A 15,996-nucleotide genomic window follows, 5' to 3' on the forward strand; every position below is an offset into this window, starting at 1 on the left:
TTTTATTGGGCGATTTTAATTCCAAAACTGAAGGTCGAAGGGATAAAATTCAGGGTAGCATTACCGAAGGTATTCGTGTCTAAATGTTGAAAACTAGTAAAGACTGACATCTGCTTATTCACTTGTTTCGATATAGCTAGTGTGTAACCCACGAATACTTTTAATCCTTTGAATTGATCATCAACAGCTAAATCGAAGTATCTATTCTGAAGAAATTGAGTGCCATTAACCATTCCCTGAATAGCAGCAGACGCTTTTGCGGATACTGTTAATCCATGCAAACCTGTATAGGATGGACCTATTCCTCCTGTTAAGCCCATAAAGTCCGCCTGATATGTAAAAGGAATATTTTGAACATCACCTACATTGTTGTATTGGTTGTAGGCCAAACCGATATCATAAATAAAGGCTTTTGATAATTTATTCTCTCGGGACAAACTCAGGTGCAGACCAGAGCTAGACTTTAAATAATCCGGATTATTACCTGCTGAATTTGTAAAGACATAACGGGTTAAGTTATTTCCCACTTCCATGTTCCAAGTCTGGGCAGAACCAGTAAAAAGAACAAAGGAAGAAAACAATACAAAAAAGATACTTTTCATAAAGGGCTGTTTCTGTTAATAAGTTGTGTGTTTTCAAAGGGGTACTCCATAAGCTTCTTCATTATTCGTCTATCAGAGGCTAGATTCTGAAGCACTTTAACATGACTTTGATTCTTAATTCCTGTCCCCACAAAGGAGTATAACTGATTTTCTAATAACTTAAATGCCATCTTTTGAACGGCTTTTCCATGTACTTCCTGAAGACTTAAAAGACTAAGGCTTAGGTAGCAACCACGACTTACAAGTGACTCAAAATAGAGGGCATTCCCATGTAATGAAATATACTTTTCAGGGTGAATTAGCACAGGTTTATATCCGGCATAGATTAACTCGAAAATCTCTGCTTCCATTGTAGATAAGGCAACCGAATCCACAAAATAGACTAAAACGTATCCGTCTTCCGTTGTTAAAAGATCTCCACTTTGTCTAATATGGGGAAAATCAATATCTAGGGCATACAAAGAGGTAGGTGATGCTAAATCAGGCAATATGCGGCTTGAGCTATCTATTGAATTAATTAAGGTAGAATATCTTCTAAGAATAGACTTAGGGGTATTTGGGTATTTCTGTGTTACCGTTTTCGGTGAAGAAATCACTTTAGAGAATCCGAGCTTTTTAAGTTCTACTAATAAGGAAATGGAGGACGAGTGATCTTTCGCTCCGTCATCTAAACCGGGTAGAATATGATTATGAAAATCTACATCCAGAAAATCAAATGGGAAAGCTTTAGAATTAAGCTTTCTTTTAAACAGACTAATTAAAAAATTCAATAAAATTTATTTCAATTTTTCGATGATGTCACGGATACTATCACCCAATAAGACCTTGCCAGAGGCCATCATGAATCCGATAAAACTCCAAATAACAATAATCATTAATCTTTTAGGCCCTGATTTTTCATTAGGAACTACCACAGGCTTTAGTACCGAGAAGATGGGCGTGTCCTTGCTCACTTGAAGCTTCGCTTGCTCTAGTTGCTTAGCTACTTCTAGAAATACCATGTTAGCCGTCGTGTATTCAGATTCTAAACGCATTGACTGCGTTTGAAAAGCCGTGGGGTTAATAAAGATGGTATTGTCTTTAAATCCATTTAAACGATCCTGAGCTGCGTATAATAAGCCCTTCTTTATTTTGTACTGTTCTTTGTTATACTGAAGTACTTCTTTCGCATGCTTCACTTTAAATTCAATCACTTTTTTTTGTAAAATTTCTTGCGCATTTTGAGCAATGATGGCTGCGATTAAAGGATCATCTAATTCTACATTTAGCTCGATAAATCCTTCCTTTAAGTCTACATTAATGGAGATTAACTCATCCATTGAATTATAGAAACGATTTTCCTCTTGATTTACAAAGAGTAATGAATTTTTCAAGTTTGCATCTGAGACTGTTAAAGAGGCAGCAGGAAAAACAGTCCGCATGATAAGACCCGGCAAACCTATCGTATACTTTTTTAAGCCCGCAATCAATCCTATTTTCTTATATAAAGTATATTCCTTGAACGTAACTGACTTCCCATCATAAGGAACCCTAACCAGTGATAATTCTCTCTTAAATGGAATACTAGCAATGATTTCTGGGTAAAGATTCGGTGCTATATCATTCCCTGCCATGGCTCCTCCTATGTCAATCCCCGCTAAAGAAGCTAAACCTGATAATCCACTTGATTTAGAATCAGAAGAAAGCATAGGAACAAAGGTGCTGCCAGCAGAGTATTTAGCAGGCATTAAAAAGGAAATAACCACACCAGCAATCATAAATGCAGCAGTTATTTTAACGACAAAGCCTCTAGCTTTTAATAGCTTACTTAGGATAGCGAGCAGGTCTATTTCTTGGATTTGCTTTCTTTGATCCATTATTTAGTATAGAGTGTGATTAATGCAACAGATGTAGCTACCGCTAGAATTTTATTCATGAATTTTTCCCAATCAAACGGCTTTTCATTTTGATTTTTAGTCTTTTCGACTTTATATGATAATAAAATTTTATCGCCAGAATTAACCCTAGGATAAACATTAATTAATCCGAGCCATTTCTTAGTAGAGACAATTGCTCCATTTCCCCTAATCACTCGAACACTTGAACGATCTGCCTCTTCACTAAAACCACCAGCAAAATTATTGATATACCAATTTGCCTTTCTAGCTCCACTAAAATTTACGTTTATCTCCGCTTGATTCCCTTGCAATAAGAACCTAGTTCCTGCTAATTCAATCTTGATGGTGTTAATTGTAAATGGAACCTGAATATAATCGCCTGGTAGCATAATGGGATCAAATTTACCATTGTGCTTATTTCTCATGGCTGATTCAGCATCGAAAATAAGCCTCCCGTCATTATTTTGATATCGAATGATTGTTATGTTAGATAAATCTGCATAGTTAGTAAATCCACTTGCATCCCTGATGACATCTGTAAAGTATTCCTGACGTGATTTTAAAATATAAAATCCAGGGAAGTTAACCTCTCCTTTAATTTCCACTTGTTCATTTAATTGGAACTCTGGAATTTTACGTACAACGACTAAATCATATGGCTGTAACTTTAAAATAGTATCATCTCCTAAAATATTGAAGTTTTGATCAATTGAAAACTTGATCAATTCTTTAATAGGAGCCTTGTCTTTTGAAAATTTTAACCTAAAAATATTAACATTAGTTAAATCAGCTGCAATGGTGAATCCTCCCGCTAGTTTTATTAAATCTTTCACTGAAATGGTGGAATCGAAACGTATGCTAACAGGGGACTTCACTTCTCCTACTAGATTAATGGTCGCATCAATTTCGTAAACATCCTTGTTTAAAATGACCAGTTTGTCGCCTGGATTTAATTTAGGTGACGATTTATCCATCAGATTCACAGGGATATAAACTGTCCTCTTTAAGTTAAAAGGATTGGTGCGGTAGATATAGCCTGATGCCAAAGCGGTGTTCTTTAAGCCACCAGCTAAATCAATGGCTTCTTGGATTGTCAGTGATTCATCGTATCTAAAATTTCGATCGAATGGATTACGCACCTCGCCTACTACGGCAATACTAAACTGATCTATATACCTAGCTTGATCGAAAATCACTAATGAGTCTTCTTTTTCTAAAGCATAATTCAGCTTACCTTTTAATACCTCTGTAATGTTAATCGCAATGATTCCGCTTGTTTGATCTAGGCGCTTTCTGAATATGAACGCTTGATCCGTTTTTGCCTCTGGTTTTAACTTTGCTTTTACTAAGAGTTCTTTAACTGTTTTAGTACTCCCTAATTCATAATTACCTGGATAATCAACCGCCCCAGATACCTTTACAATCGTTTTCAATTCGCTGTTAATCGATTTGATTGTAATCACATCCCCATTTAACAATTCGAGTTTTAATTTCCCACTTAAAATATCCTTTAGTGGGTAATCCTTAATAACGGCTACATTGTTCTCATAGCGTTGTAATTGAATAAAATCTGTTAAAGCATCTGATTTAATTCCGCCTGCAAAATCTAGTAACTCCGTAATACCTTCCTTACCTTTTAACTCATAGCGCATAGGTCGATTAACTGCTCCATTTAGGCTTACCACTTTCTGGGCTGGTGCGATATAGATAATGTCATTATTCTGAAGATAGAAATCAAATTGAAGAATTGGATTCCTCATGAAAGCGTAGACATCTAGTAATTTCTTTACACTCCCTCGAATGATTTGAATATTTCTAACAGTACCGAAATTCGTGGGTCCTCCACTCGCAGACAAAACATTTAATGCCGTGTTCAACGCAGATGTGGTGAATGAACCAGCCTTTTCCACTTCACCGAAAATATTTACATTAAGCGTGCGAGACGTATTAAGCGTTAAGGCAAACTGATCTTTATTAAAGAAATAAAAAGTGGAGAAGCGCAGTGCCACTAGGTTTTTAGCTTGCTTTAATGTCAATCCACTTAAGAAAATCTTAGGCATATTCGTAGGTTGAATAAAACCAGCACTATTAATCTCATATTGTAAATCAGCTTGCGACTTCCCAAAAATGACAATGTTGATTTTATCTCCAGCAGCTAAAATATAAGAATCTGGGGGGCTCGCATCTTTAGAGGTTCGATAGATTTCTAATGAATTATCGCGGAAAATCTTGTGTCCATAAATATCTGATGGAGCTGTAAGAGAAACTGGATTCACCTGTTTCGCTGCTAAATGAGTCGAAACCATTTTAACAGAGTCGGTAGATGAATCAATTATTGATTTTAGAACCGATTCTGCTGGTTTATTTGAAACATTTTCCAGAGAATATTTCTTGACTTTATTCTCCGCCTCAATTTCAGCTATAATCTGCTCTAAAACTCCCTGATTCTTTAAGAAATCACTTTCATTCATATTCTCTACATCCAGACCTCTAGATTTAAATTTTGCAAAAACCTCTCCTTCATTCAAGCCTCTTGAAGAAAGCAAAGTTTTCGCTTGATTCATAGCTTGAGAACTTACGTTCTGGGCGAAAGAATCTGTTATACTAAACAGGAAAAAAAAGGCAAAGAAGTATCGAATCAGTTGTTTCATGATATAAAATATAAAATGTAAAATTTATAGAATAAAGTGTTAATGTAAGTGCCCTGTCCATTATCAGACAGTCAAAACATTAGTGATTGAGTTTTTACGATCTTATCATTTTTTTTTTTGGCGCTAAGTTGCAAAAAGACAAATGAGGTATATAACAATCAAATACTTCCACCAATTCGTTACATGGCAATTAAGCTTTGTTTATCTCGAAAAAATATAAGCACCATTCGCCACTTCACAGAAAAGACGAATTTATTAATCGATTTGTATTTATTGTTTGTTGGCTTTACACCAAGAATGAATTAAAACTTAATAACTTCACCAAACTTCTAAATCCCCAAAAAAACTAGATTTTTTTTTGATAAAAAATAATAAAAATATTCACAAATTACCATGATCCTATCATAGAGTTAGTATGCAAAGCTCAACGGAAAAAGTAAATTCTATTTAAGTCGAAGAGTCTTCAATTAAGCAATCATTAACATTCTAATATTATACACATAACTATAAGGAGAATTCAATTTATAAAATCAATCCTATATAATATATTTACCATAATAGCTAAAATAAACTTGAAGAAATGAAAGACTACTTATTTAAATTAATATCCTAAATACAATTATTAATGATATCAAATTTTTCAAAATCATAAAATGTCTGGAATAAATTTCAAAACCTATAATAGGAAATCCAAATTATTCATGACAAAGATGATTACAAAATCATTATTAATAATTTAATAAAAAGAACAGGGAAATTTGATTATCGGACAAATCCAAATAAGAAGATAACATACAAATCTAAGATTTATTAAGTACCAAATTGTAAATCAATTAACACAGTTGTAAAATTAAATAATGATAGATAAAGTGAATCCAAAATATTAGATAGATACCATTACCACTAAAACTTAATTATATATAAATAAAACTATGTATTTACATTATTAGTGGTAATTAAATTAAAATCAAGATTTAAATAAACTTAATAAATAACGTGAAATATAATGAATATATATCCCCCTAAATAAATAAAATATAAAATAATAAAAAACGATTAGCAAATTAAGGTTAGTAACTTTCCTTAAAACGTAAAAATGATTAATAGCAGCTTTAAATTTATTTGCTGATAATGAATCATTTCTTAAATTATAATCAACAAAAGATTCCTTCATACTATATGCTAGACCTAAGTTTTTAAAAATAATCAACCATAGTGCATAATCTTGTCTGCATCTAAAATTTGGAAATTCTAATTTAGAGATAAAAAATGTATCATAGATAACTGTGGAGGTTCCAATTGGACAAAATTTAAGCAAATCCCTATAATATAAAATAGTAGGAGGGGTAACACATCCAATAATATTATTATTAACTAATTGATTATAGGAGCTAAAAGTAAAAGCCAAATTATTCTTATTTAAAAATTGAACTTGTTTTTCTAACTTATCAAATCTCCAATAGTCATCACTATCACAAAATGCAATATATCTACCACGAGCATATTTAAGGGAATTATTTCTAGAATAAGCAGCACCAAAATTATACTCATTTTTAAATAATTTAATTCTATTATCTAATCTTATAAAACATGAAACTATTTCGGTAGTATGATCATCAGAATTATCGTCAGTAATTATTAACTCCCAATTGGTATATGATTGAAAGATTATAAAATTTATACTATTAATTATATAGTTGGCATTATTATATGTGGGCATAATAATTGAAACCAACGAGGAAGAATTATCTGTAAACTCTTTCATATCCATTCAAATAAGAAATTACGATATAATAAAATTTCGTGCCAAATATTAACCTAAAAAAATATTTTAAAATTTCAGATATAAATTTCAAAGAATTACGTTTTAATTTAATCGTTTTAAGAGTTGGGAAATTTGAAATTCCTCCTAAATAAAATTTACAAATAACCAATTCAATTATTTTATACTGGTATTGAGTTAATAATCCCTTCATCCATTCAGTATCAGCTGAAATATGATTAAGCTCATTAAATAAGAATAAATCATATCTTTCGGAATAAAAAGGAACAATAAAACCCTGATGAGCCGGTGAAATAAATAACCTATTTAAACTTTTTTTGGGATTTCTTAAAAAACTTAAATTATTATACACCTGAAGTGTTTGAAAAATTAAAATCTTATTAGGATATAAATTTTCACAAGAATAAATATTACTTAAAGTATTATTATTTAAAAAAATATCCCCACTATTCAAGAAATACAAATAATTACCAAAAGCTTTCTGAATACCTAAATTCATCCCATTATAAATAGAACTATCTTTATTGAAAATAAATATTCTATAGTTTTTAGAAAAATTACTTAATAAAAATTCAATACTTGTCCCTTGTATTTTAGAAACAATGACTATATGTTCATGAGGTTCAACACTTTGATTTTGAACGGATTTTAATGTTTCAATAAGATTATTGTCAAAATATTTACTAACTGTAATGATTGTTAAATTCATCTATAACGTAATTATTTTTATAAAAATATAAAGGGACTACAATGCATAAAAAGTTATCAAACATAGATCCGGAGAATAAAGAACCTATGAAGAATGAAATGAAAATAAAATAGATAAAATTATATTTTTTATAAAAAATAAAAGAGAAGAAAATAAGAAAAGAAACAACCGTTATAAAAAGTGCGAAAATGCCATTATATATAATGTTTTCGACAAATATATTATGTGGATAAAAATTTAAATATTTATTTACGCTTGTTAAACCAAAGATGTCAGAAAAACTATAATTCTTATAAAATTCTAAATTTTTATTATAGTAGTTTAATCGAATATTTATACTATTATTCGTGTTGGCATAAAAAAAAATTCTTGCAAAAAACTTATTAATTATATTATAAATAAAGAAAATAATTAAGGAGAAAATAAATAAAATATCTAATCGGATGAGATACTTAAAAAATTTAATACTTGTAAATAACAACCCATAAAATAAAATAATAAAAATTACAGCCCTTGATCCAGTAAAAAATAAATTTATTAGAAAAATAAAAACAATAATATAAACATATTGAACCTTAATTACTTTAAGTTTAAAATAATACGGTAAAATCGACAAGGAAAAAAAATAAGAAATTATTCTATAAAAAACATTTGGCCCGAAAATGTAGGAATTCCTTATCAGGGAAGAATTGTATTTTGATAGGGAATAAATATTAACAAGAAATATAGAGATCAGAAAAAAAAGTGATAATTTCGAATTAAAGCTATACTGATTTGTTATAAAATATATAAAAGTAGGAATAGAGTTTACACTAAAAATTAACATCAATAACGAAAATGCGTAAAAATTCAAACTCCATATTTCATATATTATATTAATAAAATAAATCAGAATTAAAATGAACTGAAGAATGAATTCTCTATAATTATAACTAATCTTGAAATAAATCCTAGTAAGTAAATTTATAAAATAGAATACAAAATATAAAGGGAAAATATCTAGAGTATAATCGCCAACAAAAAACAGACAAAATATTAAAAAATAAAAAAATAATTTAGTTAGCACCGTCTATTTTAAAATTATCTATTTGATTAAGAATATCAACGTCTTTCCAATTCCACCAATTCATTTCCTCAAATTTTCTAATTTTATTTTCATCAAATCGAAATCTAATATGCTTAGCTGGAACTCCTCCAACTATGGAATATGGCAAGACACTTTTTGTGACGATTGATCCTGCTGCAACTATGGCACCATTCCCAATTTCAATACCTCCAATAATCGTAACGCGATCCCCAATCCATACATCGTTACCAATTAAAGTTGCGTCACTAGTAACAAAATTAGATTTACTATAAAATTCATTGTACGATGAATATATAAATGGATGAGTGCTAATAAATTGACTGATCGGGTGTTTAGATAACCCTATGATGGAAAACTTCCCAATACTACAAAAACTACCAACTTCACAATTTTTAATCATTGAATTAGATGATATATACGTTTTTCTCCCAATACTACAATTAATTACACTGCAATTATCATGAATTATATTATCTCCTAAAAAAACCACATTGGAAATATATGAATTAAAACCAACAATCACATTTGCATTGTAATTTAGACAAACTATATAAATTCTATTTACAAAATTTCTTATAAAAATAGTAAATGAATTTTTCAGAAAAATATTGAAAATAGGATTTCCCCAAATTAAATCTATTTTTGCTAGTCTCTTCATCAATTTTTATATTTGGATATTTTAAAGTCGGAGCATTTAATGTTAAATCAATTTCATTATCTAACATTAATTCAAATATTCTATTGGACTTTTTGGTGTGTGTTGCGTTTGAATTAAATCCTATGTTTTTTATCATATTATAATTAGGCCTAATAGTTAAACCATTGTTTTTCCATATAGTATAAAACCATTGATAATCCCAAGCATCGATTTTATTTTCATAGGCAATATCTAACTTATTATACCAATAATTAATTTCAGGTTTTGTGAAAAATATTTTGTTTAAAAAGTTTATTTTTTTTTGATTTGGAAAATCAATCATTTCTATATCATAATCCATCCAAGCTCTTTTCCATGTTGCCCAACCCCAAATTAATGCATATCGAGAATAATGATAAAGCATATTATCAACTGGCTGACAAAAATTTGTACCATCAATGTGATATATATTGTTATCAAATCTATATTTACACAATAATGTCTCACAGAACAAAAAAAAACTTAATGATGGCAAACAATCATCTTCTAAAATTATACCTTCGAGCTCATGGTCAAAAAACCAATTAATTGCACTAGCAGGTCCATATTTACATCCCAAATTAACATCACTAAATTTGAAAAATAAATCACACTCCCAATTGACCTTAGAAATAATTAAACTTCTTAATTCTAAAACTACCTTTTTTTCAACATCATTTCGATATCCATCTGAAAATATATAAACTCGACTAGGAGCATATTTTTGTATTCTTTCTAAAACTTTTAGAGTCTCATATGTCCTATTAAAAGTTATAAGTAAAACTGGAGATTTCATTAAAATTAAATAAGATAATTATTCATTATATTAAAATAATTAGAATCATAAATATTCATTCAAACTAAAAACTTTGATTAGATAAGCTCTCTATTCACAACATAAAAAATAATTACTTTTACTCGATAATACCAATATTTATATTTAAAAGGGTGTATGTTACTAAATTGCCATGGCTTACTACTTCCAGTGTAATGTATTATAACAGGCCTAATAGATTTGAAATAATTACTGAAGTTACTTTTCAATAACATATAAGATTGGCAATTATACTCAGCATTTAATTCCAACCAGTCCCCATTAATAACAGCATTAAGTCCACATTGATCAACATATTTTATCACATTTGATTTTGTCTTAACAAAATTTAAAACCTTATCTCTAATTCTATTATCTCTCAATTTTTTAAGATTTAAAAGCATCACACCTGAATTAAAATATTTTGCATTTGGCTTTAGTCCCAACTCTTTATGATTATTGTATGCAGGATCTTCAACAGCTGCCAAATAAAAATTTTGAATATCCTGTTCATAAAGATTTTTAATAGATCCATTAATTATAACATCAGAATCTAAATACAAACATTTATCCCCATCAATAAAATCTGCCGCATATAATCGAAAATAATTAGATACTTTGAAATGTTTACTTATAATAAGACCTTCGAAATGTTTCTCATCTAAAACTATGATATTTAATATCGCATCATACTTCAAACATATTTTATTGATTTTAAATTTATCACTTTCTGAAATTTTAGCAGTAAATAATACAATTTCAAAATGCAATGAGATATTATTTAAAAAAAGAGAGTATAAGGCGGTAGCAAAGTGTGGAAGATAATCAGAGTCTACAGTGAAAAGTATTTTATATTTTAGGTTTTTCATTTTCGTTTAGCATACATCCATGACATACCAGTTGGGCGATTTTCGTTGAACAAAAAATGTGTTTCGTCTGAAGAAAAGTCATTATAATTAAAACAGTATTCTTTTTCGCGCCAAGGATAATCTAGAATAATTTGAATTTTATGTGTCTGATTAAAAAAACTTATAATTTTCTCAGTTAAGCCTGGATAAAAACAATCATGCAACTCAACTAAAAAATCACATTCTTTAATAACAGGGAACTTTTTTGTGTCAAGTAAAATTCTTTCATCACCTTCTATATCCATAAAAACGAGGACTTTTTGATTTGGTTTACTTTTTAATAAGTTCTCTAAAAACTTATATTCAAACTGATTAAAAAACTTTATAGATTCTACAACATTGTTTAGGACAGCTAGTTTTTTTGCATTTTCTAAAGCCGTATTGTCGATGTCAAATGCAATAATTTGTGGATGATGTGGCGATTTTGCAAATCCAACTGCATAGTACCCCTCTGCGCAACCTACATCAATTATTGTTTTATAAATAGGATTATTAATAATTTCAAGTATCCAATTATGAATTGGTTCTTCATAACACCCAATTAATTTTGGCAATAATTGACTACCATTACTCTCAGATATATACTTCATTCCACTAAAAGGTCCATTTAAAACATATATTTCATTTTTGTATAATTTATTAATGATCGACAAAATTTTTTCTTCTAAATCTATAAGCCCATAAATTTTGTTATTACTTCCATAATGAAAAATTAAATTTAACCGGCGATATATAAGTTTTAATATAGATAACATTTTGTGTATTGATTATTAATTATTTAGAAAGCTAAAATAAAATTGCCTCTTTAATATATCCAAAAAATATTTTGGGCTTGTAAAACGTAAAAGAAACTAATGATGAAAAGAAATAACTTATTAATGTAGCAATTGCCGCTCCAAATGCGCCCCAATATGGAATTAAAATAAAATTGAGTGAAATGTTTAGAACCGCTCCAATAATTTGAGCAAAAAGGCCCAATTTTAGTTTTCCTTCTAATAAAATCCAATAACTCCATACTGATCCTATTGCAACGTTTATCCCAGACCATGCATGAATTTTCAAAATTGCTGCTGATTCAGAATAGCCCTGACCAAAAAATAAATTAATAACTAGTTTTGAAAATATTACTAAAAAAATAGCACCTATTAAGGAGATAATAAACATCCATCTATATAAATTCACCCAATAGTTATGAATTTTAGGGTTATTAGATGCATGCATTTTTGATAGTAAGGGATATACAGACGATAGTACGATTCCAATAGTAAAATACCAAATTTCACTAATTTTAATTGCTGCCGAAAAAATACCAACAACTTCATCTCCAACCATCTGACCAAGCATCACCTGATCAATTTTCATATTTAATATACTAGCAATTGAAGATAATAGAAGCGGCCAACTTTCTTTAAATAATATCCTAGCTCGAACTAAACTAACCTTAAACTTTAGAAAATTCACCCCATTATAACCCATTAAAAAGAGTAAAATAAGTGTTGCAAAAACAGATTCAATAACAGTAATCCAAACAAAAGCAAATATTGAAGCACTATTAGCAATAAGAAAAAACTTAATTATTGAAGTAATGAAAAATATAATATTTTGCACCCATACTATGTATTTAGATTGTATCTGAGATTCAAACCAAAATATAGAAACTTCCCCAGCATTAAAAAGTAAAATAGTTCCTAACAATATAACTAAACTTATAGATAATGTATCGCTTGGACGTAATATACAAATTGTTAAAATACATATAAGATATGTAACTACTCCCCCAATAAAAAGCATTAGAGTTGAGGTTCCTAGGGTTTCATTTACCTTTTCTGGCTCATTAATAAGGTTACGAATAACAATGTTTTTTAGACCAAAGGAAGCAAATGGCCCAAACAAACTAAATAAAGCAGTTGTAAAACTTAATAATCCAAATTGTTTAGGCCCAAGATAACGTACCAAATATATATTTATAAACAGTCCTACTCCTGCTCGAAATACTTTATCTAAAAATAACCATGAAATATTATTTATGATTTTTTCTCTCAATAGATTACAAATCAATTAATTCTAATATTAGAATTAAGATTAATTATTCAGAACAAAATTTGTATTTCTACACTCATAGATTATGATAAAAGTAAAGTATTTAAAACCATTATTGGCTCTACACCAATTATTCGATGAATTGCGAAAATAAAATTAAGATTTAACAAACTTGAAAAATATTAAGTAACTAATCATTAAAACAAAGAGCACCCAAATCCAATAAACAAATGAAAGACTAATCACGATTGCAATTTGTAAAGTGACAATCAATAAAATAGCCAGAACTGCCTTTTTTACTGAAATTCCTGAATCCACTAATATATGGTGCAAATGATTCCGATCCCCACTAAACGGAGAAGCCCCAGAAATCAAGCGTAGAAAGAATAAGCGGATGACATCTAAAACAGGAAATGAGATTGCGGCAAGGATAATATTGATTAGCTGAATCTTAGAATGATTAATCGAGATAACAAATCCTTTGTATGGAGTTGAAATCGTAAGAAGCGCAATGACAAACCCGGTGAGTAATGCGCCGGAGTCTCCCATAAAGATTTTGGCAGGATTAAAATTATAATATAAGAATCCCATTAAAGCGCCTAATAGAGACAAGGCCAGAATGGCAAGAGAATCATTCCCCTGCAGTAAATTCAGGACTGCAAATACAATCGTAATGAAAATCCCTATGGAGGCCGCTAAGCCATCAATACCATCTAATAGATTAATGCTATTAATGATGGTAACTAATGCAAACGACAAAATGATGCGGCTGAGAATATAGGAATCAATTAATTCCTGCAAGTAGAGTTGTATCACTCCTTTAGAATCTATGAAGGCAAAACAGATCGCAAACTGTACAAAGAACTTCTGATTAGCTGAATAACCGAACAAGTCATCCCCCAGACCATTCAGAAAAATAATCGTCATCCCGAAAAGTATAAAGAAGAAGGATGGATCAAAGTGTATCTCAGAATCCAATAGCCTAGCCGCAAACAAGCCCAGCACCACGGCAAAGTAGATGCCGACCCCCCCTAAGTACGAGATTGATTTTGGGTGAATCTTGCGATCACCTGGCTCATCATACACCTTATACTTATTCGCCACCTTAATTAAGATAGGGATTAAGAACAAAGAAACGATTAAAGAAACTGCAAACGCTACTAGATAGAACACGGTAAGAATGTCAAGTTAATGCACGGCTTCGCCATCTTGACTCACAGAGCGACACTCGCTACACCAGTCAAGGACTAAACTATATGCAATTAAGCTTTCTCTTCATTTGCAATTGTGTTATTTGAGTTATAACAAAATTATCTGCCCCAGGGGCTCGTTTTAGCGATTTTGTGAAAACATACCGTTAAATAATTTTATAAAGGTTATAACATATTTATGATGGAGAATAAGGCAAAAATCGAATAATTGTAACCATGAAATAGTTCTAATTGTAAAATTTGATTAGACCATAATGACAAATATTGTCCAATAACTGCTTTAAATTAAACTAGTATGCAATTTTCAGAGACCATATTTGTGCTATTATTAACCATCATAATATCCTGTCTAATAGCAATTTACTTTCTTGTAAAAGCTAGAGAACCTAAAAAAAAGGAACAATCTTACAAGGTAGACTATCAAAGTTTCAAAAACCAATACAAAAAGATCACTGATACCGATCAGTATGTATTAGATCCACATGAAGCTAAAATCCTGAAAGCAATACTAGAATCCCCAAATAATTCAGGGATAGATGTAAATAAAATAAATGAGCTTCTACATTTAACAAAACTTTCAAAGGAGAATCAAAGACAGCGACGACACATTGTATTGAAAGAGTTGAATCTAAAGCTTTACCTAATATCAGGAGTTAGAGAAACCATCACACGAATTCCTTCAGAAGCGGACAAGCGAGTAAAATACTATAGTTTCGTATCAGAAACACCTGAATTTGATACCATTAAGCAACTAGTATTGAAATAAATTTGAAAAATTTCCTGTAACCAGTTTCTAATAGAGTGTGTGTCTACCAGTAAACACCCTCCAATAGTAAAACACAAAATTTTTACTATTTTTAGGGGAAATTATCCTCTATGCGCAAATTCCTCCTAAGCCTCATTGAACAATTCGGTTACAAAGTCACTAAATTCGATCGCAAAGCGGCCGGTCCGTATGCGGATATTCAGGACAAAACCTTTTGGGAGTTTTATCAGGTTTGCCAGCCCTACACGATGACCTCGGTGGAGCGGATGTTTGCACTTTATCAGGCGACGAATTACGTTATTGATGAAAATATTCCGGGAGATTTCGTAGAATGCGGGGTTTGGAGGGGTGGTTCATCGCTGATGGTGGCGCAGGTTTTGCAGCATCGCGGGGTGAACGATCGCCACTTGTATTTATATGATACGTTTGAGGGGATGTCGGAACCTACGGCGGAGGATGTGGATTTTAGAGGCCAAAAAGCCGACCAAATGCTCGAGCAAACCCAGGATAAGAAGGAGACATCGGTTTGGTGTTTGGCAAACTTAGACGACGTTAAATTAACGATGTCAAACAGTAAATTCCCGTCTGAAAACATCCACTACGTGGAGGGAAAAGTGGAAGACACGATCCCCGTGACCGTGCCCGCAGGACCCATCGCCCTATTGCGTTTAGACACCGACTGGTACACGTCCACAAAACACGAATTAATCCATTTATATCCTTCATTAAGCTCAGATGGCGTTTTAATCATCGACGATTATGGCCATTGGGAAGGCTGCCGCAAAGCCGTGGACGAGTATTTTGCGGAACAAAAACAGACGATTTTCTTACAACGAATTGACTACACCGGCCGTTTAGCCATCAAAAAATAA

Annotated in this window: 14 protein-coding genes; 2 read left to right on the forward strand and 12 right to left on the reverse strand. The window is 30.8% G+C overall.

Annotated features, from left to right (window positions below; genetic code table 11):
* Positions 1-2: 2 nt before the first annotated feature.
* The 12 genes from V7S74_RS05355 to V7S74_RS05410 form a co-directional block, all read right to left on the reverse strand.
* On the reverse strand, positions 3-602 hold the full coding sequence (locus tag V7S74_RS05355) for a hypothetical protein (RefSeq protein ID WP_406777741.1): 600 nt from the start codon (positions 600-602) through the stop codon (positions 3-5).
* Entirely contained in the window at positions 599-1,372 is a 774-nt protein-coding gene (locus tag V7S74_RS05360) for a CpsB/CapC family capsule biosynthesis tyrosine phosphatase (protein WP_406777742.1), read from the reverse strand. Before V7S74_RS05360 ends, V7S74_RS05355 begins: the two co-directional genes overlap by 4 nt.
* 6 nt (positions 1,373-1,378) lie before the next feature.
* Positions 1,379-2,458 carry a Wzz/FepE/Etk N-terminal domain-containing protein gene (locus tag V7S74_RS05365; RefSeq protein ID WP_406777743.1) on the reverse strand — a complete coding sequence of 360 codons (1,080 nt, stop codon included), beginning with the start codon at positions 2,456-2,458 and terminating at the stop codon, positions 1,379-1,381.
* Entirely contained in the window at positions 2,458-5,130 is a 2,673-nt protein-coding gene (locus tag V7S74_RS05370; RefSeq protein WP_406777744.1) for an SLBB domain-containing protein, read from the reverse strand. Before V7S74_RS05370 ends, V7S74_RS05365 begins: the two co-directional genes overlap by 1 nt.
* A gap of 967 nt (positions 5,131-6,097) precedes the next feature.
* Positions 6,098-6,895, reverse strand: a complete 798-nt coding sequence (locus V7S74_RS05375; RefSeq protein ID WP_406777745.1) for a glycosyltransferase family 2 protein — start codon at positions 6,893-6,895, stop codon at positions 6,098-6,100.
* Positions 6,876-7,622, reverse strand: a complete 747-nt coding sequence (locus V7S74_RS05380; protein ID WP_406777746.1) for a glycosyltransferase family protein — start codon at positions 7,620-7,622, stop codon at positions 6,876-6,878. The genes V7S74_RS05375 and V7S74_RS05380 overlap by 20 nt, the downstream gene beginning before the upstream one ends.
* A gap of 1,055 nt (positions 7,623-8,677) precedes the next feature.
* Positions 8,678-9,367 (reverse strand): xenobiotic acyltransferase family protein, encoded by a 690-nt coding sequence (locus V7S74_RS05385; RefSeq protein WP_406777747.1) that lies wholly within the window; start codon positions 9,365-9,367, stop codon positions 8,678-8,680.
* A complete protein-coding gene (locus V7S74_RS05390; RefSeq protein WP_406777748.1) occupies positions 9,267-10,181 on the reverse strand; it encodes a nucleotide-diphospho-sugar transferase in 915 nt (304 codons plus the stop codon). The genes V7S74_RS05385 and V7S74_RS05390 overlap by 101 nt, the downstream gene beginning before the upstream one ends.
* A 77-nt stretch (positions 10,182-10,258) precedes the next feature.
* Entirely contained in the window at positions 10,259-11,068 is an 810-nt protein-coding gene (locus V7S74_RS05395; RefSeq protein ID WP_406777749.1) for a glycosyltransferase family 8 protein, read from the reverse strand.
* A complete protein-coding gene (locus V7S74_RS05400) occupies positions 11,065-11,862 on the reverse strand; it encodes a methyltransferase (protein WP_406777750.1) in 798 nt (265 codons plus the stop codon). Before V7S74_RS05400 ends, V7S74_RS05395 begins: the two co-directional genes overlap by 4 nt.
* Before the next feature lie 31 nt (positions 11,863-11,893).
* Complete coding sequence (locus V7S74_RS05405) at positions 11,894-13,150, reverse strand: flippase (protein WP_406777751.1); 1,257 nt, start codon at positions 13,148-13,150, stop codon at positions 11,894-11,896.
* A 153-nt stretch (positions 13,151-13,303) separates the two neighbouring features.
* Complete coding sequence (locus V7S74_RS05410; RefSeq protein WP_406777752.1) at positions 13,304-14,320, reverse strand: glycosyltransferase family 4 protein; 1,017 nt, start codon at positions 14,318-14,320, stop codon at positions 13,304-13,306.
* 333 nt (positions 14,321-14,653) lie between these two features.
* Here V7S74_RS05410 and V7S74_RS05415 point away from each other — a divergent pair, with 333 nt between their 5' ends.
* Both V7S74_RS05415 and V7S74_RS05420 read left to right on the forward strand, forming a co-directional pair.
* A complete protein-coding gene (locus V7S74_RS05415; RefSeq protein ID WP_406777753.1) occupies positions 14,654-15,124 on the forward strand; it encodes a hypothetical protein in 471 nt (156 codons plus the stop codon).
* A 110-nt stretch (positions 15,125-15,234) separates the two neighbouring features.
* Positions 15,235-15,996, forward strand: coding sequence for a TylF/MycF/NovP-related O-methyltransferase (locus V7S74_RS05420; RefSeq protein ID WP_406777754.1), 762 nt, complete (start codon positions 15,235-15,237; stop codon positions 15,994-15,996).

Source organism: Aquirufa novilacunae (assembly GCF_045310505.1).
In the GTDB taxonomy this organism is placed as follows: domain Bacteria; phylum Bacteroidota; class Bacteroidia; order Cytophagales; family Spirosomataceae; genus Aquirufa; species Aquirufa novilacunae.